Below are 25,452 nucleotides of genomic sequence, written 5' to 3' on the forward strand. Positions count from 1 at the left end.
GCAGGAAAAGTTACTTCGTAAGCGGCAAGCCTGCCGCTACATGAGCCCGCAAAGGGAAGGGAAGCTCCGAAACGTGTTCCTCTTCCTCCGCCTTTGCATGGAACTCCGAAACGGTTACCCAAAGAAATAGAAGCCCGGCAACCCCGTCTCAATCGGTGCGAAGCGCATCGATCGGACGCAGCTTGGAAGCCTTGTTCGCCGGATACAAGCCGAATATGACACCGACAAGCACCGAGAACAGGAAGGCGTATAGCCCGACATCCAACGAGATTTTGGTCGTTTGGCTCGGGTTGAAATGAGGCCAGGCGAACGCTAGCGCGATACCGCCCAGCAAGCCGATCAGCCCGCCGAGTCCGCTGATCACCGACGCTTCCACTAGAAACTGAATCAGGATATTCCTGCGCTTGGCGCCGATCGATTTGCGGATGCCGATTTCCCTCGTCCGTTCGCTGACCGTAACCATCATGATGTTCATGATCCCGATGCCGCCGACAAGCAGCGATATGCAGGCTACGCTGATCAATTGATTGGTCAAGGAGCTTGACGCTTCCTTCCGCGCGTTCATCAGCTCATCCTGATTGACGACCCGGTAGCCGTCGCTGCTCTTGAACTTCGTCGTCAAGTACGCTTCGATCGTCGCCTGGGCTGCGGCAATATTGTCCTTGTCGGCCGCTTCGATATTGAGCGTACGAATGCTGCCAAGCTTAAAGTCGCGCTGCGCGCTGATCAAGGGCAGAAAAATCGAGTTGTCGACGGACGTTCCCGTCGAATTCGAGCCTTTGGTTTTCGTCTTGCCGACGATGGTGTACACGACGCCGTCGATATTGATTTCTTCGCCGACCGGGTTGAGCGACCCGAATAAATCCTGGGCTACGGTACTGCCGACTATCGCCACTTGGCTGCGGTTCTCCACGTCGGCCGGCGTAATGAAGCGGCCCGTTTCCATCTCCGCCTTCATGACGTCCAAGTACCGGTCGTTCGTGCCGATGACCGTATACGTCTTCTTGGTGCGGTCGTATTTGACGTTCGCGCCCGCTTTGTTGATCGTCGGCGCGAAAGCGGCAAACTCCGGCAGCTGCTCGATCTGCATCAGCTCGTTGTAATCGAGCTGCTGGGCGCGTCCGTTGCCGAGCAGGTTGACGACGATCAGGTTCGTTCCGAGACTTTCATACTGCTTCTCGATCTGAGCGGACGTCCCTTGTCCGATCGCGACCAGCGTAATGACGGACGCTACCCCGATAATAACGCCCAGCATCGTAAGAATCGTCCGCATCGGGTTGGAGATGACCGTTCGCATCGCCATGCCGAATAGCTCTAGCACGTTCACGCGATCACCACCTCTTGCCTGGACGAAGCGGGAGCGGGGGCAGGCGCCGGCGAATGGCGTTCGTCGCTGACGATATTGCCGTCACGAATCGAGATGACGCGCCGGGCATTGGCCGCAATGTGCAGATCGTGGGTAATCAGCACGATCGTGTTGCCCGCCTCGTTCAGCTGCAGCATGAGCTCCATCACCTCGGCTCCGGTTTTCGTATCGAGCGCGCCCGTCGGCTCGTCGGCGAGAAGCAGGGAAGGCGAGCCCGCCAGCGCCCTGGCGATCGCAACGCGCTGCTGCTGGCCGCCGGAAAGCTCGCTCGGCTTATGGCCTCCGCGCCCGCCCATGCCGAGCGATTCCAGCATGGCGAGCGCTTTTTCCCGCCGCATTTTCTTCGGCATGCCGGAATAGATCAGCGGCAGCTCGACATTCTCCACGGCGGTCAGCCGCGGCAGCAAATTAAACTGCTGAAAAATAAATCCGATCTTCTTGTTTCTGAGCTCCGCGAGCTGATCTTCCTTCATCCGCTCGGTTTCTACGCCGTCCAGCGTATACGTGCCGGTGGTCGGGACGTCCAGTAGCCCGATCATGTTCATCAGCGTCGATTTGCCGGAGCCGCTGGGGCCGACGATGCCGACGAAATCTCCCTTGGCTACGTTCAAGGAGATGCCTTTCAGAATCGGCAGCTCTTCGCTTCCCCGGTAGTATATTTTTTTGACGTCCTGCAAGACGATCATGTCCATAAGGATCCTCTCCTTCCCAATCCTTAACGGCCGGCTCCGCCGCCACCTGCTCCACCGGTACCGCCGCCTTGGCCACCGTTTCTTGCTCCTTGGCCGCCAGCTCCCCCTGCTGCTCCGCCAACGTTGTCCCTTTGTATTTGCACGGCTCCCGTTCCGCCTCCTGCGCCTCCCGCACCGCCGAAGTTTGCGCCGCCTTGACCGCCTTGGAATCCGCCGCTGTTGATAAACTGCTGGCGCAAACGCTCCGCGTCCGTTTGGCTCAAATTCGTCGATTGCCGGACAGGAATGACAACCTGATCGCCTTCCTTGAGTCCTTCGGTTACCTCGATCGCCGTTTTGCTGCGAATGCCCACTTTGATTTCATGCTGCTCTTCGACTGTTCCGTCGGCTTTTTTGAGCTTCACGAAACGTTTTCCTTGCGCCTGCTGCATCGCATCGAGCGGAATCGTAATAATATCCGTTTTGTTTTGGATCAAAATTTCGCCTGTCGCCGTCATCCCGACCTTAAGCGCGCTGTTCGGATCGGCGTTCTTCACGAGCACCACCGCTTGGTAATTGGTAACGCCGTTCGTCGTCGTACCGACTGTCGACACCTGTCCGACTTCGCCTTCGAGCGATCTTCCGGAGAGAGCATCCACTTTCACCGACGCCTTCATTCCCGCCTTAATGTTCGGCAAGTCGAGCTCGTCGACCTGAATCGGCAGCTGCATCGTATCCAGGCTTGCCACTGCCCCGAACTGCGTGCCGGAGGCCACCTTGGCTCCTACCGGATAGTTGTTGAGCACGTTCGCTTTCTGGTTGGCAAAGTCGGAAGAAAATACGCCGTCGAACGGTGCCGTTACCTTCAAGGCGTCCACTTTCTGCTGGTTGTCCGCAACCGTAAGCTTCTGCCGCTCGATTTGCGACTGCTTGTTCTTGATTTGGGTCGGGAGCGTATCGTTTCCGAGAACCGCAATGACATCGCCTTTGCGGACGGTGCTGCCGCTTTTGGCGTTCAGCTGCTTGATCGTACCGCCGGCCTCGGCCAAGATCGGCTCCACCTTGGCGTAATCCAGCGTGCCTTTTTCCTTCGATTCGACGCTGCGTCCGCCGATGGCGGCCGTGGCGTTCAATTTCAGCCCTGAAGTCAAAGTACCGTCGTTTGAGAGCGAGATGTCTACGTCCAGCATTTTATTGCCTTTCGTATCCGGCCGCGGATCGCTCCCTACCGATTGTACGGTAGCGCTCTTCGTCAGCATGTAGCCGTCGATCGCCACCTCCAGGGTATCCCCCTTATGCAACTGCACGGCATCCTCTAACAGGAAAGGAACCTTCGCGGTAAACGTCGACGAATCGGAAACCGTTCCGATTTGCGCGCCTTTCTGCACATTGGAGCCTGCCGCGATATTGCCGGACAGCGTCAGCTTTCCGTTCGCCGTTGCAGCGATGCTCATATGATTTTGCTGGGCGAGCAAGTCGCTCAAGTCGTCCTCGTACTGCCCGAGCGTAACCTGGGATTCCTGCAGCGCCGTTTCCAGCGTCGGGTTGGAGATTTCGAACAGCAGATCCCCCTTCTTGACCGACAGGCTGCGGGTCAGCTTCATCGTTTTGATCGTGCCGTCCGCCGAAGCCGTAATATTTTGCACGTCCTTGGCTTCCAGCTGGGACGTTCCCGAAACGCTCACGCGAATCGAGCCTTTTTTGATCGTCTCCACCGTTTCCGTCTGTTTCGAAGCCGCTTTGGCGGGCTTGTATTCCAGGTACCCGTATGTAGCTGCGGCGCAAACGACCACAACCAGCGATATTGTCCACCATTTCTTACCGATCTTCCGCACCATTTGTGCTCTCCTTTCCGACTTTGCCTGAACAATGGTATGTCTCGTGCTCCGATTGCTGCGGTCTTGCTTTGCCTTCCGGCCTGCGTCAATCTTGCCGGCGGATCGACCTCCTTTGTTTCGTCACGGTTTTATGCGAAGCCGGGTGAATCGAGAGCCGGAGCATCGTAACCGATAAAACCGAGACGGCCGAGAACATGTACAAAAACCGAATGTGATGCGAGCCGCTGTCGGCAACGGCGCTAAATCCGTGCACGAGCGTCATGACCCAAATCGGATACGGAAGCAAATGTGCCGTCCGCCATGCCCGCTTTCCCATTTTCCCGCGAATATCCGTACTGAAAAGGATAACAATCATGCCGTAAGAGGCCAGCATGCCCAGCCCGGTTACGAAAGGTTCGTTCTTGGCGGCAAACGGAATCAGCGCCTCTTCCCATGAAGAGGGAGACCCGCCGGCTGCCGCCGCTGCGCCGTACAACAGCCCGATGGCCGCTCCCGCGGCGGATGCGCCCCTATGCACGCATAACAAAGACCGTTTCGCAGGTTCGTTCCATACGGGGATGCCGCACATAATGCCGACGCAAACGGCAAAAGAAAACAGCACATAAGAAATGACGCCGAATGCCCGAATGCTATCCCAAGTAGACAGAGCTGTCATCCATTCGATCATAAGGGCGTCTCCTCCCGATGCTGCGCTTCATGAGTCCGTACCGTATACGCGGTCAAATGCAATCCCCCGCCATTCGCAAACCGGCGATCCGCCCGTCCCCGCGAAAATCGTTTGCTTCCGGTCGGTAAACAGAAGCGCCTCATACGCCGGCGCCTTCTCCCGAAATCGCGGAAGCCCCTCTTCGCTGCCTAGAATGCAGAGCGCTTTGGCCCAAGCCTCGCAAGCCGTGACGTCGGGACCTGCCACCGTGCACTGAACCGTATCGCTCTCGCTCGGAAGCAGCGTGCGAGGATCGATCAAATGATGCATCGGTCCGCGTTCCGTCAGCCAGCGCCTGCCGAGCTTGCTGGAGGTAGCCGCGGCTCCGTTCGCCATGGCAAGCACGCCAGCATCCGATTCCGGCCTCCAGGGATGCTCGACGCCCACAAGCCAAGGCTGGCTGCTCCGCTTCCGGTGATCCCAAACCGTGAGATCGCCTCCCGCGTTCACCATGCCCTGCTTCAGCTTTCGCTGATGCTGCATCCAATGGGCAAGACGCTTGACCGCCCAGCTTTTGGCGATTCCGCCCAAATCCGCCTCCGTACCCGGCGACAGCCGGACGGCCTTCATGCCGGCGTCAAACTCGATCGGATGCGCGGCATTCGCAAGCGGCCGGGCAGGCGCTTCCAGACTTTGCGGCTTCGTCCCGCCCATATATTCGAACGATACATCATAACCCGCATTCCGCAGTGCGGTCAGCAGAAAAGGATTGAACGCGCCGGCCGTCTCTTCGCGGTATTTTTCCGCCAGGAGCAGCACCTCGAGCATATTTTCCGAGACGAGCGCCCGCCTTCCTGCGGACCGATTCAAGCGGCATAGCTCGCTGCCGGGCCAGAACCGGCTAAACGCCGTCTCGACGTTCTGAAACCAGCCGCGCGCCCGCATGTCCAGACTTCGGACATCTTCCTCGGCGCAAACGAAGCTGATGTCGATGTCCGTGTTCATCGCTCGAAAGCCGAACTGATGAAGAACGCTTACTCCTCCTGCAGCCGTTTCCGTCATGGCAGCCCCTCCTTATCCGCAATCCGGTTACGAACGGCCGGTTCTCGTCTGCGTTCTTCCGCTCTGCGATTGCGTATTCGGCTGGGTGCCGTTCGGCTGCGTCAATTGCGTATCGCCGGACTGTCCTTGACCGCCGCCGCTATTGCCCGGCATCCGGGCCCGCGGTCCGTTCGCCCGTTCCGTCCCCTGATTGCCGCGCGGAGGCGCGCCGATGCCCGTTTGACCGCCGTCCGCCGCACGTTTGTCGAAGCCGTCCCCCAGCGCGAGCTCCCCGCTCGACTCGGTATCGGCCTGTTTGCTTTTGGCCGCTAGCGTTTGTTCATGCGCCTTGGCAAAAGCGGCGCTCCCCTTCACCTGCTGAAAGAGCAGCCCGATCGCGAGCGCGCCGACGGCGCCGATTTGCCATTTTAGCCATTTGTCCTTTTTCATGGGAAGCACCTCCCGTTAATTTGATAGCTCTCCAGTAACGTTCGTATACAAACCATGCCCTCATTATGAAGGCGCAATCTGAGTTAAACATTAATGCCGGCTGAATGTTTGCTGAAAGCGTTCCCCTTTGAGAGGACGCAGGCTACCGTCCCGCGTGGCCTTTGGAGCGAAGCGCCGAAGCTTGCCCTGCAGGCCGCATGAAGATGCGCAGCAAGGTAACCGATAGAATCGCTCCCGCCGAGACGATGTATAAGACGCGAATCGGGGCGGTGCCGCTGTCCGAACCGAGCAGCAGGCCGTGCAGCAGAGCCATGATCCATATGGGGTAGGAGAGCATGTGAATAAGACGCCATGTTCTTCTGCCGAGCTTGCTTCGGATATCGGATGTGAAAATAACGATCAGCAAGCCGTACGCTGCAAGCGTTCCGAGGCCGCTCAGGAACGGGCGGTTGCCTGCAGCGAACGGAATCAGCACGCCGCTCCAGGAATACGGCAAATACGCGTCGATCACGGTAACTGCGCCATGCAGCAGCCCGATCACGGTCCCCCCGATGGTAGCTCCGGTATGAAGCCGGTACAAGTTCGCCCGCGTCTTTCCGCGAAATATCGGCATGCTGTGCGCAATGCCCAAACAAATGCCGATGCAGAGCAGCACGTACGACGTAATGCCAAGCGTTCGAATCATTTCCCATGTGGGCCATCCCACTATCCAATCGGTCATGTGCATTTCCCTCCTTCATTTCCCTTCGAAGCGCATAAGCACGTTGTTGCGCCGCCTTAGAGCCGTCATTGCTCCGTGCTCCTCTCCGGCTGCTTTTCCAGTATGCGCCCGCTACCTGAACCCGTCTTGAACGCAGGCTGAGTATTCGCTGAATGATTTCCGCGCAGCACCCGGCGAAAGGTTGCCCGCTTCTTCTTGCCGGAATAAAGAATGGCCGCACTCAGCTATTTTTCAGCTTGCGCTCAGGCCCTTTTTAGGTGGATGGCGGATAATGATGGAGAAGTCTTTTATACGAACCTTAAAAAGGTATACAATAACGTCGAGGTGATCCGCTTGCGCCAGCTAAAAGGTGTAAAAATACTGCTTGTTGACGATGAGCCTACGATTCTGCAGTTTCTGGAGCTTGGCTTGCAGAACGAAGGCTTTGAGGTGGCCACTGCACAGGACGGCATGTCCGGCATTATGCTAGCCAAGCAATTTCAGCCGCATATCGCCATTCTGGATGTGATGATGCCGGGCATGGACGGCTTCGAAGTATGCCGCATGCTCAAAAAATCGGGGAATATCGCGGTGATTATGCTGACGGCGAAAGAAGAAGTGGAGGATCGCGTCAAAGGATTGACGCTGGGCGCCGACGACTATATGGTCAAGCCGTTCAGCTTCGAAGAGCTGCTCGCCCGCATTCACGCGCGAATCCGCAACCATTTTCCAAACCTGCTCGGCGAAGTTGTGATGGGCGCGTTTCGCGTCGACGACCGCCGCAAAGAAATCGTATACGACAGCCGCGTGCTCGAGCTTTCGCCTACGGAATACGAACTGCTTAAGTTTCTAGTGATTAATCACGGGCTGGTGCTCAGTAAAGCGATGATTTTGGATAAAGTATGGGGCTATGACTTCGGCGGGGAGGAAAATATCGTCGAGGTGTATATCCGTTCGCTGCGGGATAAATTAAACGACAAAGAACATAAGCTGATTCGTACGCTCAGGGGCTCCGGCTACAGGATGGATTTGACATGAATGCGGCCAGACAGGCTTTAAACCGGCTTGTCCGGCGACTGTCGGTCCCCCGTTCCCTTCGCTATCAGCTGCTTTCCCGGTCCTTACTTATTCTGCTGGGGCTGCTGCTGCTGATCGGAGCCTTTCAATACGTGATCATGCATTCCTTCTTGTACCGAAACCGGGCGGAGACGATCCAGAACCAGATCCGGACGCTTCGGCTCGACATGTTCTCGCAAAACGGGAGGCCGAATACCTCGCCCAGGGAGGAGGGGCCGTCCCGCTTCATCTTCCCCGACTGGTCGCTTGCGATAATCCGGGACGGGGACTTTACCGTTATTGCCGAAGATACCAAAGCGGGGAGCATCCCGAGGCTTTCCAGCGAGGTGTATACTAATGCGCTCAAGCAGGATACCAAGAAGCCGAACTTCCGGACGGTTAAGAACGAGCAAGGCACGGAGCTTCTCGTCGTTCTGGAGCCGATCGGTCCGCGCGGCCACATGATCGGCGTCGTGCAGGTTAGCACCCCGACGGGACCGCTCCGAGACGTGCTGCTTCAGCAGATGCTTATTTTCGTTTCCCTCTCCATCCTTGCCTTGGTAGGAGGCTTGCTGTTGTTCCTGCCGATACTGAAGCGGACGCTCGTCCCTCTTTCCAATATCGTGGACAAAGTGGGAAGCATCGACGCAGGCAAGTTGGACGAACGGCTTCCCCCTGATCAGGGACAGACGGAGGTCGACCGCTTGTCGGTTTCGTTCAACGGCATGCTCGAACGCTTGCAATCGTCCTTCGAGGCCGAGAAGGAAGCGATGGAGCATATGCGCCGGTTCATTGCGGACGCTTCCCATGAGCTTCGGACGCCGCTGACCTCCATTCACGGCTTCCTGGAAGTGCTTCTTCGCGGAGCCGCCTCGCATCCGGAGCAGCTGGAGAAAGCTTTAAAAAGCATGTACGGCGAGTCCGAACGCATCAACAAGCTGGTTCAGGATTTGCTGCTTCTGGCCAAGTTGGACCGCAGTCCGACGTTCCATATGAAGGTCGAATCTCTCGATTCCGTCATCGTCGACATGGAGCCGCAGCTCCGGCTGCTGGCCGGAGACCGGAAGGTGCGGTTCAAGATAGCGCCGGACGTAAACATTCCTTTCAATCAGGACAAAATCAAACAAGTCATTCTTAACCTGTTCCATAACGCCGTACAGCATACGGACCCGATCAGCGGGATCGTCGAAGTTTCGCTCGACCGCAGCGGGAACGGCGTCGCCTTATCCGTGAAGGACAACGGCTCCGGCATCCCGGAGGAGCATCTGCCGCATCTGTTCGAACGCTTCTATCGCGTCGATTCCTCCCGCGCCCGCAAGCACGGAGGATCGGGTCTCGGGCTTGCCATCACGAAATCGATCGTCGACCTGCATAACGGATCGATCAAGGTGGAAAGCTCGGGAGGCAAAGGCAGCGTGTTCCGGATCTGGCTTCCCGGACAGCCGGCCATCGAATGACCCCGATGTAAAAGAACCAAAGCCTCGCAACCGCTAAACGCGGCGCGAGGCTTTTACTATTCCGATTCCTCCGGTATTACCCGAGCGGAGCATTAATAGTATACTTAGAGCATATGCATAAAATTGGAAATCGGGGAGACATGGGCTGCATGGACGATCAACTGAGCCGCATACAGCAGCGGGAAGACGACTTTCTGGTCGGACGGGAAGGCCAGCTGGAGCGTTATCTTCGTTTTCTGAACGGAGAAGCTTTATGCGGCAAAAACGTGTGGAACGTGTACGGGACAGGCGGCTTGGGCAAAAGCACCCTGATCGACGCCTTCCGCAGAATGTCCGTCCAACACGGCGGCGCCCTGTTTCTTTATCTGGATAGCCGCGATTTCCATCATACCGCCGATGAGCTTTGCAAGAAGCTGCTGCAGCAATGCGGCAGAAAGGATGCGCCTGCGGCCGATGCATCGAATCTGGCCGAACCGTGCCTGACGGCATTGCAAACCGCAGCGCAGACGGCTCCGGTTACGATCGCTTTCGATACCTACGAGGAAATGGACGATCTCGATCCATGGCTGATGGAGCATCTGATCCAGTGGCTTCCCGAGCGTATCCTGGTCGTCATAGCGGGCCGCACTCCGCTTAAAGGGAAATGGCAGCTTTCACCGGCCTGGAGGGAGAGAGTCGAGCGTTTTCCGCTCGTTCCGTTCGATCGCCGTCAAGCGTTTGCGTATTTGCGAAGTTGCGGAATCGAATCGGCGCACAAACAGGAAAGCTTATGGTCCAAATCCAAAGGCCATCCGCTTGCGCTATCTCTAGCGGTTGCGACCGATTTCGACAACGATGATTGGGCAACAGGCAGCGGCGGCGACTGGTTCGATCATTTGGTGGAGCTATGGCTTCGCGAAGTACCGGATCCTCAGCTTCGCCAACTGGTGGAAGTGGCCTCCACCCTGCGCCAGTTCGATTACGAGTCCCTGTCTTCCATCAACGGCGAGACGATTCCGCAAGAACGCTTTAGCCAGCTGTGCCGGCTGTCGTTCGTCCGCAAAGCGGCGCGCGGCTGGGCGCTGCACGATCTAATGAGGGAAGCGACGATCAAATTGCTTAAAAGCCGGCTGCCATCGCATTACCGCCATTTGCTTACGCGCTGCGCCTCTTTCTATGTATCGCGTATCTTGCAGGTTCCGCGGGACGGCAGCGCGGTATGGGAGATGGGCGAGTTGTTTTCCTATATCGGCAACGCCACCATCCGCTGGCTCGTTTCCCCCTCCGTCAAGGGGCATGTATTCTGGGAGCCCTTGAACGCGGGTAACATAGAGGACGCCGAACGCTATATTCACAAACGTTATGCCGAAGCCAGGCCGATCCAAAAAACCGAAACCGATCCTGCAACGGGCGAAACGCTCGAGCTGAAGATGGACGTTCTTATGGATCTGTGCAAGCTGAACGAACTGCCTCTGCGATCCTATCTCCAAATGAAAGAAGAGATCGTCAAACTTTTGCGTACAACGGAAGGCGAGGTTGCCGGTATAGCGGCCATCATTCCCATTCATTCGGCTACCTTACCTTATCTGCTGGAAGATCCGCTGGCGTCGCCCTATCTAAAGAGCCTTTCTCCCGCGGAATATATGGAATTGGACGTTCCCTCCGGGCGCAAGGCGGGATGGTTCATTCGGCTCATCGATATTTCCGATTCGGGGGACCCTTCCCTTGCGATGGAGGCCTTAAATCTGTTATTTACCCTTATGGTGTCCGACGGTATATTGATCGCATCTCCTCCACCTCACCCGGTGTACGTCAAATCGCATCTAAATATGGGGTTTGCGGAAGTTGCGGGCGTCAAGCATTACTATTACGACGATGTAACGCCTACCTCGACGTTCGTGCTCGACACCCGCGGAGATAAACTGGATGGTTTGCTTAACCGGCTGCTGCAGAATACCGGAATGAAGGAAACGCCCCTTCCGATGCCCGAAACGGAACCGGAAATACCGGCGCCGGCCGCACCCGGCAAATCGGAAATAACGGCAGCCCTTACGAACAGGGAGAAAGAAATCGTAGCCCTTACGCTGCAAGGCTTGTCGAACCTGGAGATCGCATCCCGCATTTTCGTATCGGAGGTTACCGTCAAGAAACACCTTCGTTCCGTATATGAAAAATTGCAGATACGCAACCGCAAGGAACTGCTCCGACTGCTTTTAACGAATTAACGGGCTACGTTTCCAAACGGCTGCTGTTTGAAGAACCGGCCGGTTTCCCGGACATCGGTTGGAAGGCCAAATACGTAAACGAACGCCATACCCATTCAAGCGGACCGAATCGGAACTTGCGCATCCATAGGGTGCTGATCAAGACTTGGCATGCATAAATCAGGAAACAGAGCAGAATGGCCTGTATGCCTCCTAGTCCTTTGAGGTGAAAGCCGACAACGAGCACGAGACAGACGACCGTTTGGCCTATATAATTCGTGAGCGCCATTTGCCCGACATAGCCGATCGGCCGAAGACGAACGATCCATTTGGGATTCATCATGAGCAGCAGGAATGAAGATATATACAAAATACTCATGGTAATCCCGCTTAGCTGGACGAATACGGTAGCAACCGAATCATGGCGAAAGCCGAAATCGATCCGTTTGGTCAGAATGAGAGCCAGGACCGACATGAAAGGGACATTGATGCATAGGCTGACGATCCACAGCTTGCGGATCGAGCGTTTGTTAGCGGTAAGGTTGCCCAGCCAATTTTGTTTCCCGCAGTAAACGCCGATCAGAAACATAGCCAGCACCGCCAGCGCGAAAATGGGCTCGAACGGAGTCACGGCAGGGACGACCATGTTCAGCTGGTAGCTGATCCACTTCGCATACGTCAAATGCTCGTAGATATCGCCCACGACCGGAATCAGCTTTTGTCCCTCGAGAGCAAGCTCCTGCGCTTGTTCTGGCGTCGAGATAAAGGCAAGGCCGAACAAGCCGACCCAAACGAACACCAGACTGATGATCCAGGTAACGATCGTTTTGCTTTTTCTTTTGTAGAACAGCATCAAAAACATTCCGGAGAACGCGTACAAATGCAAAATGTCTCCGCTAAACCCGAAAAGAAAATGAACGACGCCGAAAACGGCAAGCGCCGCTATTCTTCTGAAGTAGAGCCGGTTATAATTCAGCCCCTTGGCTTCCGCCCTGCTCATAAACAAATAGAACCCTAGTCCGAATAAAAAGGAAAAGACGGTAAAAAACTTTCCCTCCGCAAACAGTTTGATCATCAGGTCGCCCGCTTTATCGGCAGTTGTGCGCTCTACAGGTATGCCGTATACGCTGTACAACCAGGCCGGGCTAAAAAAACCGGGCAAATTCATCAATAAGATCCCTAGAAGCGCCACTCCCCTCAGGATGTCGATCACGACGTTCCGTTCCTTCGATTGAACCGGATTTGCTTGCATCTCCTACTCACCTCATACGCAAAATGATTTCTCCCTATACCATACCGCTGAAGAAACCGCGGCGGAATTATCCGCAAGGATACAAAAGCAGTATACCTGGGGATAAACGCGTGAATGGCGGGGTGAAACCGCAAGCAGCGTGGAGAACGAATCGGTTCCAGCACAAAAAAGCTGCAGACCTCCTTTACGGGAGCGGCTGCAGCTTTCTTGCGCGATTCATGAAACCCCTTAGATTCCTTCCATCAAGCGGGTAATTTCCTCCTTCGTCGCCATCGAGGGAATCGCCCCTTTTCGGGTCGTAGCCAGCGCCCCCGCAGCATTTGCAAAAGCGACCGCTTCTTCGAGCTCCGGCTTCTCCCATGCTTCAAGAGCTTTGCCGCTCTCCGCAGCCCGATACAGGAACGCCCCGAAAAAGCCGTCTCCCGCACCCGTCGTGTCGACCGTGCGCACCTCGAATGCAGGGACATGGCCGGAAGCTCCCGTTCCACGGTAATAAAAGGTCCCCTCAGACCCAAGCGTCACGAGGAGCAGCTTCAGCGCCGGGAACCGTTCCGCCAATTGCTTGGAACCAGCCTCCAGGTCGCCGGTGCCCGATAGGAAGAGCAGCTCCTCCTGCGAAATTTTAACCAGATCGGCGTAAAGAAACCCTTCTTCGATCGTTCTGCGCGCATGCGCTTCGTCTTCCCACAATGCCGGCCTGAGGTTCGGGTCGTACGAAATAACGGCGCCGCTTGCTTTCGCATGCCGGACCGCCTGCAAAGTTGCGGTATACGAAGGATCCGCTGTCATCGATATCGAACCGAAGTGGAAAATCGCCGTCTTTTCCAGGAGACGCTTATCGATTTCTTCCCCGCTCAGCTCTTGATCGGCTCCCGGCTGCCGGCAAAAGTGGAAGGAGCGCTCTCCCTGCTCGTCCAATTGGACGAATGCCATCGTGGTATGCGCGCGAGGAGCGAATACGAGCCCGCTCGCATCGATTCCTTGCTCTAGGAGCACATCGCGCAAATACTCGCCGAACGGATCTTTGCCGACCTTACCGATAAACGCGGTTTTCTTCTCCAGCTTAGCGAGCGCGGCCAGCACGTTGACCGGCGCTCCTCCCGGGTTCCGTTCGAACAGCGGCTGTCCCGCCTCCGACCTGCCCGCCGGCAAAAAGTCGATCAAATATTCGCCAAGGGCGACGACATCGTACATCATGCAAATCTCCTCCTCGGAAGTAACGTTGTCCCTATTATGAAGCGCGGGGCGATTTCCTGCAATCCCGACCGTGCAGCACTCGACTACCAACGTTTTCCGCCGCAGGGTTCGGAGCGAATAAGAGCCTCAAACGTCTTCTAATCGCGCCATTTCCGCCGTTTCGCCCCAATTAGAAGCCTCCAGGGGCTCTTATTCCGCTGCGCGATCCCCGTTCCGCCGGTTTCGGAGCGAATAAGAGCCTCAAGCGTCTTCTATTTGCGCCATTTCCGCCGTTTCGCCCCAATTAGAAGCCTCCAGGGGCTCTTATTCGCCCCCCCCGATCCCCGTTCCCCAGTTTCTCGCCCGCCGGCATCTCCCCATACCAAAAAACCGCTCCGGACCCTGATCGGGTGCGGAACGGTTTGTCGGCAATGAACGATCTACGGCTGAATCAATTCCGATTTCAGCAAGAGATTGCGAAGCAGTGTGGCCGTTTCGGCCCTCGTAATGGAGCGCTGCGATTGCACGCTGCCATCCTCATAGCCTTGCAGAAGGCCCAGCCGGATTGCGGAACCGATCGACGGCTTCGCCCAAGCAGGAACTTCGGATTTGTCGCTTACTCCGCTCAACGCGGAAGCAGCTTCTTCCTCCTTCGACGGCTGCTGTCCGGCGAGCTCCCAGGCTTTGCTCAGAATGACTGTAGCTTCCGCCCGCGAGATCGTCTGATCCGGACGGAACGTGCCGTCTTCATACCCGGAAATCAGCCCGTACGTTTTGGCCGTGGCCACGAACGAAGCGAACCAGTCTGCGGCCTGCACATCGATGTACGCCGATGCCGCGGCCTCCGGCGCCAAGCCCAGCGAACGGATGACGATCGCCGTAAATTCGGCTCTTGTCACCTTGTCGTTCGGCTCGAAGCGGTCGTCGCTTTTGCCGTTGACGACCAACCGGGAGGCGAGGTCTTCAACAGCCTTTTGAGCCCAATGCCCCTCGATGTCGGCAAATGTTTTGCTGTTCTCGATAAGCGAGTATGTGCTGTTCGTGAAGCTTTTCATGACAGCCCAATACTTGCCTTTGATTTGCGTTACGTAGGTCGGCACATGATACAAGCTGCCGTCCTCTTGATAGCGGACGCCCGTCGTGATCCGTTTCGGATCGATGCCTTCAGGCAGCGGAAGCGCCCTTTCGACATACTGCTCGTAACGGCCGGAATCGAGCGTACGGCCTTGGTACGTAAAGGTTACGTTGAAATCGACCGGCGTGCCGACGATAGCGGCGCCTGCAGACGCTGCGCTGCCCTCGATCGCTTGGCGAATCGATTCCGCCGAAGGCGTCAGCTCCACCAAGACTTTGATCGCATCAGGCGCGGTATTCAAGCCGAATCGGCTTTCCATATCCTTCGTGCGGATGGCCGACGCAGGAAGCGTATAGCTGCCTTGGCTGGTTTGGATAACCAGCACGGCTTCCTTCTGCGCCATCTTCCTCAGCAAGCTTCCTGTCAGCTCGCTAACGATCTTGTCATAACGCTCGTCGATCGAGATCGTAATAACCGGATTGGACGTTTGACTGTCGAGCGCCTTCTCCAGCTGATCCGGCACGAATGCGACATGCAGGAGGCTCGATCCGTTATTCGTCGTTTTCGTAGCGACCGCCGCCGTACGATTCGTGCTCTCGTTCACGCCGATGCTGAACGACGGAATCGTTGTGGTCGTAGCCGCGCCCGGATTAGGCGTTTGCGGCTCCTGCCCCGACGTGTCCTGCACCACCCGCGTAATGCCGATCGCGTAGACGTTGGATTCGGCGCGATCCGGCGATTCCAGCCTTACGAGTACGGTATTGCTGCCCGGATTAAGATCGACGACAGCACCGCTCTTATCGTCAATCGGCTTGCCGTTTACCGTCACAAGCGTACCTGGAACGGCCGGTACTGCATAGACCGTAAGAATTCTGGCATACGTCAGATTTCTGGCGGTATAGTTGCGCACCCACGGATCGAACGGCTTCGTGAAGACCATCTCATTGTTCAACGATAAATCCTTCAGGCTTAGCTCCGTACGCATCTGCTGCTGCCGGAAGACAGTCAGCGTATACGTTTGCTCGTCCCCGTTTTGCGCTTTCACCGCAAGCTTGAACCGGTTTGCGCCTGCAGCCAGCTCAAGCGCTGCCTTGCCTGACGCATGGAGCGGTTCGCCGTTCAGCTGTATGACAGCATGCGAATCCGCCGAGACGGCGTTCAGGGAAATTTTCGTCACATCGAACGGAACGGTCGCTTGATAGTCGAGCACATCCGCTCGGAATGTTCCCGGCGTCATCGGAGCGCCTTCCAGCTCCAGACTCCGCAAATCCGCGTTCCCGCTTGCTTCCCTATTAACATGGACCGCATAGGACGCCGCTTTGCTCCAATCGCGCTGCCCTTCGGCTTTGCGAGCTTCGTCAGGAGAAATAACCTGCACCGTAAAGGTGTTGTCGCCTACGCTCAGAGGCAAAGAAGCGGAAGCATGCGCGCTTGCTGTCTCTGTGCCGTTAACCCGGATCAGCGAGCCCTCTGCGGCAGAAGTAGGCGTGACGCTTGCCGTCGTAACGCCGTTCGGGACATTCACTTCATAAGCGGTTCTCGTGCTGTTGAATTTCGCGCTCAGTCCCAAGTCCGATGGATCGGACACCTCTTCCGGCAGCCCGTTCACTTTAAGATCCTTCAGAGCGGCAAGTCCCGACTCCGTAGCGATATGGAGACGGTAAGCCTTCTCGGCGCCGCCGGCCTTCACGACCGCCGTGACGACCGCACCGTCAACGACATCAATCAGCGCCGAACGGTCACCGTCCAACGCCGTTCCGTTCAAGGTGACGGTTGCGTTCAGGTCGGCCGGCAATGCCCATACGCGCAGCTTCTTCACGCCGGCATCGACGGACGTATAGTAATCCTGCCCTTCCGGAGCGAACGGCGACGTCAGAACGCCTTCATCTACGGCGAAGGCCGCAAGATCCGCAGGGCCTCCGGTGCTGCGGGCTTCCGCGCTTCTCAATACTTCCAGGCGGTGCTCCGTAGTATTGCCTGCCTCGTCCTTGGCGACGAGGACAATCGGCATTTTACCGTTCTGCGGGAATTGCACATAATAGTCGAACTTTCCGTTCCGGTCGACCGGCACCGCTATTCCGTTAACGGTCAAGCGAACGCCCGCCTCCGAGGCTCCCTCCAGCTTCACCCGGTTATCGCCGAGCACTTCCCCGTTAATCGGCGACTTCAGGTACAGATAAGGGGCCGTACGATCCACGACCATTTTCTGCTCATGAAAGCTTCTGTCGCCGCGCTCGTTGACGGCTTCCGCCGAGACCGTATAGTCCCGTTCGTTCAAGCCGTTCAGCTCGAACGAGGCGGCTTGCTGCGCAGTCGCTGCTTTCACGCCCGCGGATTTGCCGTTGACGAACAACTCGACCTGAGCCGCCTGATCGCTGCCGACCTCGATGGTCACGCGATTGGCAGCCGTTACCGTGAGCTTGTCCTTGAGCAGTTCCTTCTCTTGCTCGGTTAATCCGGCAAGCTCCTCGTCCTTCACATAGTACGGGTAATACGAATGCTCAACCGCCGTCTGACCGTGCGTGTTCAGCGCAAGCGACAGACCCGCAGGATTAGGATCCGGCAAATGAACGGTTACGGCTCCGGAAGGAGCGCTAACGAGGCCGCCCGTCTCCGTTTGCTGAAGAGCCATCACGCTCAAATGATACGTCTCATTCGTCTTCAATCCGGACAAGATCGCTTCCTGCGTTTCCCCTTGCTTAGGACTGACATCGAATACCGTGCCGTTGTAGTCCACTTTCCCTTGCTCATCGGCTAACAGTACCCGGTAAGCGGTCGCTTTGGCCGATTCGCTGTCTTTGAACCGCAGCGCGATCTCGCCGTTGCCCGTCGAGACGACTTGTACGTCCGTCGGCGACTGCAGCATGCTTGCGGCTTTCAATTCTACAGGACTGTCCATGATCTTGAAAACGGGACCGAACGTATCGCTGTCCGCCACAACCGCCAAGTAGTAGCTGCCCGGCAGGTTGCCTTCCGGAAGCGTTACGGCTTTGATGCCGGATGCCGGCAAATCGGCGGCGATGACTTGACCTGCAGCCTCCGCAGGATTTTCGGTCATGATCAGACTGACCTTCGTGTCCGGCTTCGGATTGTCGACGCGCCACGACACTTCGTAGCTGTTCATCGCGGCTTGAGGCGCGGCTTGCAGCACGCTAACCTCCGGTACCGGGTTCACCTTGTACTGGTCGATCGTAACGGCGCCGATCGTCTTGATCGTCCAGGTCCCGGCACCCGGAACATTTACCGTTACTTTAAGCGAATGATTGACCGTATCCAGAATCGCGTTGCGATCCGGGCGGTTCTCCTCATAAACGATCGGAACGGCGTTGCCGGCCGCATCCGTAATTTCCGTAGAAGCGTCTCCTCCGGCGATGTCGTACAGGAATTTCCCCTTCTCGTTCATCACCAAAGAATACTCGTACTTGACGCCTTCTGCGTTCAATTCCGCCATCGAGACGAACTGATCGAGAATAAGGGCCGACACATTCGTAAAATCGTTAGACTTCACGAGCCACGTGCCGTCTGCATTAATGTCGATCAGTGCGGTGATAACGCCGCGGCTTTCATCGAACACGGCATTCCAGCCGGCCGCCGAAGAATCGAACACTAGCGGATACAGGCTGCCGTCCGGCTTGTACAGCTTCGTTTCGGCGGAAGCCGATTCGATCTCAAGCAGCGCCTGCACGCCGGAAAGCCCGTTAAAGTCAGCCGCCGTAGCGAACTCGGGGGCCTCTCTCCATGCTTTCACTTTCGACATGGCGACGCCGGACTGTATTCTGTATAAGGATATCTTGGCGCTCGCGCCGGCGTCCGCCAGCCAGGTGCCGGTTTCCGCGACCTCGGCCAATATATACAGCTTGCCGTTGTCGGCGTCCAAATAGGTATTCCAAGCGGCTTCCTGCTCGTTCGCTTCGACCGCGTACGGTCTTCCGTCCGCTTTGAGCAGCGCAGCTTCCGCATTCGCTCCTTCGATCTCGACAAGATACGTGCCGCGCTCCGCGAACGTTAATGGAACATAAGCTTTGCGCCCGGCAGACGGCACGTTTCCGGCAACTTCAGCGAAAGTCATGCCGGGATTGCGGTAGAGCGACTTATGGATCTCCACCGATAAGGTGTCATCCGCTTCAAGCGTCCATTCGCCTGCGGCATTCAAATCGATTTCCGCAATCAGCGAGCCTGCGGCCTGGTCATAAACCGCATTCGCCCGATTGTTTAAACGAAGCTCGGCAAGCGTGCCGTCAGGCTTCATGAGACGAACGTCCGAATTCGCGTACTTCAGAACGATAACCGCTTTGTATGGAGCGTCTACCTTAAAGGCATGACGGACGGTCGATCCGGATTTGCTCACGAACGGATTCGTCTCGAGCAGCTGTGTGGTCAGAACGCCCGGAATCATGAGGCCGCCGGCCGTCGCCTTGACGTTCTCCGTTTCGAACAGCTTCTGTCCGATGATTTCCGGCTTCGCCGCCTTGCCGCCGGCGTCCGCGCTGAGAATCATGACGCCTTTCTTGGTAGGAGCGGTTCCGAATAAACTGCCGAAAAATTTCTTGACGCCGTTAACGATTTTTTTGCCGGTATTGATTACGGCTTTGCCTATATTTTTCACTGTGCTCGCCACATCGACGTCGAAGTCGGTCGCTTTGGTTTTAAAAGCGTAGGCAAGCTTGAAGCCGATTCCGATAACGGACAAGCCGGCTCTCATATCTTTCTCGTATACGCCGACTTCCGCCGATGCCAACCGGGTGCCGCCGATCAGCTTGATATTTCTCGGCACCTGGACGGCCGCTTTCGCGTATCCCGTAAAGGAAGCGCCTTGGAAATATTTTACCAGTACTTCTCCGATAATGACATCCAGGATGTTGACCTTCGCCCCCATCCGGAACCCGGCTTTGTTGAAGCCTTGATAGCCGGTAGGGTTGAAGACGACGAACGTCTCCAGATCGGCCGCTTTGATCTTATAGATGGCCAGCGAGCCGGAAGCTCCGAAATGGTTGGCCGACAGATCGATCTTCAGATCGTTGGCGTTCAGCATGTTCTCGCCGCCGATCGGAGGCGTCACGTAGTCCGACAAGGCGCCAAGCACGGAGAACGTAAGCGGCGCTTCTCTCTTGCCGGCCATATTGCTCACGCCGCCGCCAATTTTGGTCAATTGGGCGCCGGTCGAGCCGAGCTTCATTTTCTTCTTCACGGCGAAGCTGATCGCATCCAGTCTCGCCTTCTTGATCGTCAAATCGATGTCAAAGCCGATTTTGGCCTTCTTCAGCTCCGCCGAAGCGCCCGCACTGAATTCGGGAACCCTCGTGTCGATCCCGAAGCGAAGCTCCGAGCTTTCCAGAGGGCCGGATTTGAAATCCGCGCCGATGGAGAAGTCCGCGTCCAGATCGATGCGGTTCTTTTTGAATTCGAGCGCGTCGATTTTGGCTTTCCCGTTGATCTTCGCGGAGCCGACGCCGAACTCGACTTCCATATCGCCCGTAACGCGGATACCGCCGGGAATAAACGTAAACGACTTTACGACGACGGGCATATTCATGCCGATATAGTCGAAGGCATCCGTCACGTTCGAGAGATCGAACGAAAAGTTGTCGGGATTGAATTCGAACTCGCCTTCAAAAATCGTATACGTGGTCATAACCGGCACGACGCCCTTGCCGTTAACGTACAGTCTTCCGTTCCCCTTGATCGTTTCTTTGTTAGGATTGGTCTTGTCCACGACAAGCGACGTTCCTTTAAACAGCAAATTATCGTTAAGGGTGACGATCGCGTTCGTATCCTTCAAGTGGTATACGTCCTTCTGAGAACCGTATTCGACGAAAGGACCGCGTAAAGTAATGTCGACCTTGTTCGGATCCACTTTCTCCGATTTGTTCTCCACGACGATTTCGTCGTAATTTCTCGATCGATAGGCGGCATCGTCCGTAATCAGGAACGCGCCGGTGAAGGTCTTACCGCTAAAAAAGGCATGGCCGATCGTCAGATCGTAAGCGCCTAGCGGCAGAGGACTGCCGTCCGCCCGCTTCGGCAGCTCGATTTTCATATTCGTCGGACTGAGGAGCTTCAAGCTTTCACGGGGAACCTCATATGTCTGGCCGTTCCCGCTGACGGTAACCTTCAAATCGGTAACCGGCATTCTCTTGAGCAGCATGGTAAGATTTTGTCCGATCAGCGTAACCGACCGCTCGTCGTCCACGAACAAATAAGCCGGTCCGATTCTATCGTACGTAACGTCGCTGGGCTGCATCGGCATTTGCACGGCAAACGTCTTCGCTTCCCCGTAGCGGATGCCGCCGGTGTTTTTGGCATAGGCTCTCGCTTCGTAGTAGGTGTCTTCGTCGAGACCTTCCAGCGTGACCGGGTATTTGCCTGGCGTATCGATCACGTAAGGCTCGGCCCGCTGCGCGGTCCACTTGTCTTCCGGCGCGCTGCCTACGCTCTTCTTGCGATATTCGATTCCCCAATCGATGACCGATTCGTCGCCCGTACTCCGGATATCGGCTACGGCGGATGCCTTCATCTTCGAGCCGGGCGCCGTATAGATCGGGGTTACGCTATCGGTCGCCACCTGCGGAGGCAGTCCGATTTTGATATCTTCATAAGCGCCGAACTCCGTAGATACGCGGAATCGCGGCGAAGCTCCGTTCGGATCGCTAGGCATAAAATAAAACCCTGTCGATCCGTATGTATTCGTCGTGACCGACGGAGCGCCCGGATAAGGCTTCCATTCGTCATTCTCGTTCAGGAACTTGACGTTCGTCTCGTTGCTGATCTGAAGGGCGATGCCTGTTCCCGGGTTGCCAACCGAATCGCTCAAGCCGAAATCGGTGAAGTACACCGTCTCGCCGGGTCTGTACACGGATTCCGCAATCGATGTTTTGGCGTTGATCAAGCTCGGCGCTTCCTTGTAGCAGCCGCAGTTCACATCGATCGGATCGTATTTGTTCGTAAAATACCATTTCAGAATGTCATGGTTTTCATACGAGCCGCCCGTTGCGGAAGTAAAGCCCGCATAGACGTCCTCCGCCGTCAAAATTTTGCCGAGATCGACATTGTTCTGCACCAGAACCGGACTGCCCGGTCTTGTGCTGCTGTCGTTCAGGAACACTTCGAGCTTGCCGTTGTTTCCGTTATAATCGATCCAAACGTAGAACTGCTTGTTCGGATTTTTGAAATTGAACCGGCTTGGGTCTATGTCTGCATAGGCTTTGGTGCTGCCGTCCTTGTTCCGGTTTCTGTGGTTGACGGTGCCGTCCATATGAATGCCGATATGATTGGCGCTCGTTTCGCCGTATACCGTGCCGTTGTTATAGGTATCGAACTCGATGCCGAGGCTGTCCCGAATACCGTCATAGCCGATGCCGCCTCCCAGCGTTCCCGCGCTGTTGGAATTGGTCTGCAGCGTAAAGACGATTCCGTCCGCTCCCCCCTGACCCAAGTCATGACCGCTGGTCTGGAACGCAAAGTACGTGCTGAACGATTTGCTCGCGCTCAGCGATACGCGTTCTTTATTGAACACGGATCCGGCTTGGTTGTTTCTGGCCGGGGTCAACCTCAGGCGCCCGTCAGGCGTGACGGAAGCATTGTTGTTGAATCTGATCCGCGATGCGGCCTTTATAAAATCTTCATATAGAAACGTAATGTACTTCGGCGCAGGCGCAGGTTCCGCCGATGCGTCTTTAACGCGCGCGGCTGCAGGAGCGAAAATGGATACGATCATTTCGAGCACAAGCAGAAACGATAGCAGCAGCGCCGTTCTTCGCTTCAAATCCCGCTTTCCTACCAACCTAATCTGTTGCGGTGCGTTCACAGGATACTCCCTCTTTTCTTTCAGCGTTTGATAGCCCACCTAAGCGTGAGCGAACATCAAAAAACAGGCTTCACCTCGCTTGAATTAATCAACTCTAGTACTAACAACCTATTATACCGTCGGCCACTGAGCAAATTCTGAGCGAGTCCGACATCCTTCGCATGGCTAAGCGCGCATTGCCCCGGAACGTGTCGATTGCGCGCGACATGAAACCCTCGGGTATAGACGGGACAATGACAAAAAAGCCTTGCTAGGGCGCCATGTCCATGGAGCCAAGCAAGGCTTTTCATATAAGCTTACGCGTTTACGGGCAGTACCGTTTCCGGTAATCCTGAATTTTCTGGGTGTAGGTTACGGCCAATTCCCGGGCCGCCTGCTGGCTAGCCGCGTTGGCGAACACCCGGAACACAGGCTCCTCGTTATCGGGCAAAATCAACGTCCAGCCGCCATCGTGGAATATTTTGATGCCGTCGATCAGCTCCACTTGCTTCTCCTTCGTTTCCTCCATGAGTAGCCTCATGACTTTGCCCTTCTCCGTCCACGGGCAAGCCACCTTCTCCTTGAGCAGCGCGAAGCTCGGTATCGTGGCCAGCAGCCGGGACAGCGCCATCCCCTCGTCCGCGATCATCTGCATAATGGATACAAACGTATAAATGGCATCGCCGTACACATGGAAGCCTTGATGCTCGCATCCTTCCATAATGGAACGCATGTCGGCTTTCGTATGGATGACCTGACGGTTATACTGCCCCGCGAGCTCCTCCACGATATTCGGCACATGAACGGGCACGTACAGCGTCTCATCCTGCTTGTTCCGGATTTGGATCATGATTTGGAGGATCGACAGCAGCTCGTCCGTCACCACTTCTCCTTCATCCGTTACCAGTACCATGTTCTGCCCGTTGGCATCCAAGCGTATCCCGAAATCGGCGTTGGCCGAACGAACCCATTTGCCCAGCTCCGCCGGAGACGAGGTCATGCGGTTAAGCTGGATGACCTTGCAGTTCAGGCCTTTTAGCAGTCCGGCAATGACCGCGTTCATATTCCGGTTGTCAAATTCAAGCACGATCGTATACCGCTCGTAATCGCCTTTGGCCATATCGACCAGCTGCTCGCTATACAGCGTGCCTGCTTGCGGGCATATTTTTTTGCTGCCTGCAAGGTCCGGTTTGATCAACCGGAACTCCTCCTGGGCGTGCGCGTTCTCGATCTTGCGTTCCATGCCTTTGCTGATCGGGAGGCCGTCTTCATCCAGAAATTCGATAACCAGCTGATCCTCGGTTCCGTCCTCCAGCATCCTCACATGAATGCCGCCTTTGCAGTCGAGGCGATGTACGGCATATCTCGTTACGGCGGATACCCCCGTGCCGAAATCGTACGTATGAACGCCGGACGCATGCAGGCCCGAAGCGAAGGAGCCCGCTATAATCGACGCGAAGCGGGAGGAGTCATGGCCAATGCCTACGGTCGTCCCGGCGGCAACCGTCGTCGCGTAAGCCATCGCAAGCTTGTTCGCAAAGCTTGTGGTCATGTCGATGCCGCACGTTCCCTTGACGCCGAATTGGCCGAACAGATTCAGCACGTTCTTTTCGCCCCAGATCAAGGAATGGTTGAGCGTCGTATGAGCCTCCACCGCCTTATTCGGAAATACCTTGATTCCCGGCTGTACGACGCTTTTGATGCCGATGGTGCAGTTATCGCCGATAACGGCCCCTTCCCGGACGATGGCGCCTAGGCGAGTCACCACGTTGTGGCAGCATGTGCCTCCTTTCATTTCGACACCTTGCTCGATGTAGTTGTTGCTCCACAGCACCGTCCGCTCCAGGGTTACGCGTCTCCCGCTCAGCACGGATCCGGCTCCGACAACTGTGTAGGGCTTGATTTTCACGCCATTTTCCACGACGCAGTTGTTCCCGATAAAACAAGGCCCGCTTACCGTAACGTCAGGATCGATTTTGGCATTGTAGCCGACCCATACCCCGCCGTCCAACTGCGCTCCCGTGATCGTTACCTCTACTTTGCCGTCCAGCATATCGAACTGGGTTTGGCGGTATTGCACCAGATTGCCGATGTCCGACCAGTAGCCTTCCGCCACGTAGCCGTATAACGGCCTTTGGTTGCGCATCAGAATCGGGAACAGATCCTTGCTGAAATCGAACTCCTTCCCATGGTCGAAATACTTGAAAATTTCCGTCTCCAAAATATAGATGCCCGTATTTACCGTATCGCTGAACACTTCGCCCCAACTCGGCTTCTCCAGAAAGCGAATAATTTCGCCCGAATCATTCGTCATGACGACTCCGAATTCGAGAGGGTTCTCGACCGTGGTCAGCACCAGCGTGGCAACCGCTTGATTGCGCTCGTGGTAGGCGATCGCCTCCGATAAATCGAAATCCGTCAATGCATCGCCGCTGATGACGATGAAGGTTTCATCCAGAAACGCTTCCGCGTTCTTCACGCTTCCCGCCGTCCCCAAAGGGCTGTTCTCCTCGAAATAATGCAGCTTCACTCCAAAATCGGATCCGTCTCCGAAATATTGCCGGATGACCTCCGGCAAGTACTGCACGGTTACGGCGATTTCCGTAATGCCGTGCTTCTTCAGCAGCTCGATCGTATATTCCATGACGGGCCGGTCCAGAAGCGGCACCATCGGTTTGGGCGTATTGCTGGTAAGCGGGCGTAAACGGGTTCCTTTGCCTCCGGCCATAATGACTGCTTTCATAGTCGTTTATTCCCC

14 protein-coding genes are annotated in these 25,452 nt (G+C 56.2%); 3 read left to right on the forward strand and 11 right to left on the reverse strand.

The genetic code is table 11. The features are described 5' to 3' along the window. Nucleotides 1–148 precede the first annotated feature (148 nt). From ACKGJP_RS34145 to ACKGJP_RS34175, 7 genes are all read right to left on the reverse strand, one after another. Nucleotides 149–1,327, reverse strand: coding sequence for an ABC transporter permease (locus ACKGJP_RS34145; protein WP_409343180.1), 1,179 nt, complete (start codon nt 1,325–1,327; stop codon nt 149–151). Then, nucleotides 1,324–2,058, reverse strand: coding sequence for an ABC transporter ATP-binding protein (locus ACKGJP_RS34150; RefSeq protein WP_409343181.1), 735 nt, complete (start codon nt 2,056–2,058; stop codon nt 1,324–1,326). Before ACKGJP_RS34150 ends, ACKGJP_RS34145 begins: the two co-directional genes overlap by 4 nt. A gap of 23 nt (nt 2,059–2,081) precedes the next feature. Beyond that, on the reverse strand, nt 2,082–3,875 hold the full coding sequence (locus ACKGJP_RS34155) for an efflux RND transporter periplasmic adaptor subunit (RefSeq protein ID WP_409343182.1): 1,794 nt from the start codon (nt 3,873–3,875) through the stop codon (nt 2,082–2,084). A gap of 85 nt (nt 3,876–3,960) precedes the next feature. After that, a complete protein-coding gene (locus tag ACKGJP_RS34160) occupies nt 3,961–4,542 on the reverse strand; it encodes a hypothetical protein (protein WP_409343183.1) in 582 nt (193 codons plus the stop codon). A 27-nt stretch (nt 4,543–4,569) separates the two neighbouring features. Then, nucleotides 4,570–5,583 (reverse strand): FAD:protein FMN transferase, encoded by a 1,014-nt coding sequence (locus tag ACKGJP_RS34165; protein WP_409343184.1) that lies wholly within the window; start codon nt 5,581–5,583, stop codon nt 4,570–4,572. Between the two features lie 27 nt (nt 5,584–5,610). Then, nucleotides 5,611–6,012 (reverse strand): hypothetical protein, encoded by a 402-nt coding sequence (locus tag ACKGJP_RS34170; RefSeq protein WP_409343185.1) that lies wholly within the window; start codon nt 6,010–6,012, stop codon nt 5,611–5,613. 142 nt (nt 6,013–6,154) lie between these two features. Then, nucleotides 6,155–6,733 (reverse strand): ferric reductase-like transmembrane domain-containing protein, encoded by a 579-nt coding sequence (locus ACKGJP_RS34175; RefSeq protein ID WP_409343186.1) that lies wholly within the window; start codon nt 6,731–6,733, stop codon nt 6,155–6,157. Nucleotides 6,734–7,066: 333 nt separating this feature from the next. On the opposite strand from ACKGJP_RS34175, the gene ACKGJP_RS34180 reads away from it, so the two are divergent. The 3 genes from ACKGJP_RS34180 to ACKGJP_RS34190 all read left to right on the forward strand — a co-directional run bounded on the left by ACKGJP_RS34180 (nt 7,067) and on the right by ACKGJP_RS34190 (nt 11,429). Then, nucleotides 7,067–7,750, forward strand: coding sequence for a response regulator transcription factor (locus tag ACKGJP_RS34180; protein WP_409347337.1), 684 nt, complete (start codon nt 7,067–7,069; stop codon nt 7,748–7,750). After that, nucleotides 7,747–9,225, forward strand: coding sequence for a sensor histidine kinase (locus tag ACKGJP_RS34185; RefSeq protein WP_409343187.1), 1,479 nt, complete (start codon nt 7,747–7,749; stop codon nt 9,223–9,225). Before ACKGJP_RS34180 ends, ACKGJP_RS34185 begins: the two co-directional genes overlap by 4 nt. 149 nt (nt 9,226–9,374) lie before the next feature. Continuing rightward, nucleotides 9,375–11,429 carry a LuxR C-terminal-related transcriptional regulator gene (locus ACKGJP_RS34190; RefSeq protein WP_409343188.1) on the forward strand — a complete coding sequence of 685 codons (2,055 nt, stop codon included), beginning with the start codon at nt 9,375–9,377 and terminating at the stop codon, nt 11,427–11,429. A 4-nt stretch (nt 11,430–11,433) separates the two neighbouring features. Here the strand turns inward: ACKGJP_RS34190 and ACKGJP_RS34195 are convergent, their stop codons facing one another. From ACKGJP_RS34195 to ACKGJP_RS34210, 4 genes are all read right to left on the reverse strand, one after another. Beyond that, complete coding sequence (locus ACKGJP_RS34195) at nt 11,434–12,660, reverse strand: DUF418 domain-containing protein (protein WP_409343189.1); 1,227 nt, start codon at nt 12,658–12,660, stop codon at nt 11,434–11,436. A 228-nt stretch (nt 12,661–12,888) separates the two neighbouring features. Beyond that, the gene (locus ACKGJP_RS34200; protein WP_409343190.1) at nt 12,889–13,857 is read right to left on the reverse strand and encodes a carbohydrate kinase family protein; all 969 of its coding nucleotides are present in this window, start codon (nt 13,855–13,857) and stop codon (nt 12,889–12,891) included. A gap of 419 nt (nt 13,858–14,276) precedes the next feature. Next, the gene (locus ACKGJP_RS34205; protein WP_409343191.1) at nt 14,277–22,673 is read right to left on the reverse strand and encodes a cadherin-like beta sandwich domain-containing protein; all 8,397 of its coding nucleotides are present in this window, start codon (nt 22,671–22,673) and stop codon (nt 14,277–14,279) included. A gap of 346 nt (nt 22,674–23,019) precedes the next feature. After that, nucleotides 23,020–25,437 (reverse strand): sugar phosphate nucleotidyltransferase, encoded by a 2,418-nt coding sequence (locus ACKGJP_RS34210; RefSeq protein ID WP_409343192.1) that lies wholly within the window; start codon nt 25,435–25,437, stop codon nt 23,020–23,022. Nucleotides 25,438–25,452: the final 15 nt, after the last annotated feature.

Origin of the sequence: Paenibacillus litoralis, from assembly GCF_046244365.1 — a bacterium.
Classification (GTDB): Bacteria; Bacillota; Bacilli; order Paenibacillales; family NBRC-103111; genus Paenibacillus_V.

What these genes read in the sequence shown, in the direction of transcription:
- ACKGJP_RS34160 (WP_409343183.1), bottom strand. Translation starts at nt 4,542, where the DNA reads ATGATCGAATGGATGACAGCTCTGTCTACTTGGGATAGCATTCGGGCA.
- ACKGJP_RS34155 (WP_409343182.1), bottom strand. Translation starts at nt 3,875, where the DNA reads ATGGTGCGGAAGATCGGTAAGAAATGGTGGACAATATCGCTGGTTGTG.
- ACKGJP_RS34175 (WP_409343186.1), bottom strand. Translation starts at nt 6,733, where the DNA reads ATGACCGATTGGATAGTGGGATGGCCCACATGGGAAATGATTCGAACG.
- ACKGJP_RS34165 (WP_409343184.1), bottom strand. Translation starts at nt 5,583, where the DNA reads ATGACGGAAACGGCTGCAGGAGGAGTAAGCGTTCTTCATCAGTTCGGC.
- ACKGJP_RS34185 (WP_409343187.1), top strand. Translation starts at nt 7,747, where the DNA reads ATGAATGCGGCCAGACAGGCTTTAAACCGGCTTGTCCGGCGACTGTCG.
- ACKGJP_RS34150 (WP_409343181.1), bottom strand. Translation starts at nt 2,058, where the DNA reads ATGGACATGATCGTCTTGCAGGACGTCAAAAAAATATACTACCGGGGA.
- ACKGJP_RS34170 (WP_409343185.1), bottom strand. Translation starts at nt 6,012, where the DNA reads ATGAAAAAGGACAAATGGCTAAAATGGCAAATCGGCGCCGTCGGCGCG.
- ACKGJP_RS34190 (WP_409343188.1), top strand. Translation starts at nt 9,375, where the DNA reads ATGGACGATCAACTGAGCCGCATACAGCAGCGGGAAGACGACTTTCTG.
- ACKGJP_RS34195 (WP_409343189.1), bottom strand. Translation starts at nt 12,660, where the DNA reads ATGCAAGCAAATCCGGTTCAATCGAAGGAACGGAACGTCGTGATCGAC.
- ACKGJP_RS34200 (WP_409343190.1), bottom strand. Translation starts at nt 13,857, where the DNA reads ATGATGTACGATGTCGTCGCCCTTGGCGAATATTTGATCGACTTTTTG.
- ACKGJP_RS34210 (WP_409343192.1), bottom strand. Translation starts at nt 25,437, where the DNA reads ATGAAAGCAGTCATTATGGCCGGAGGCAAAGGAACCCGTTTACGCCCG.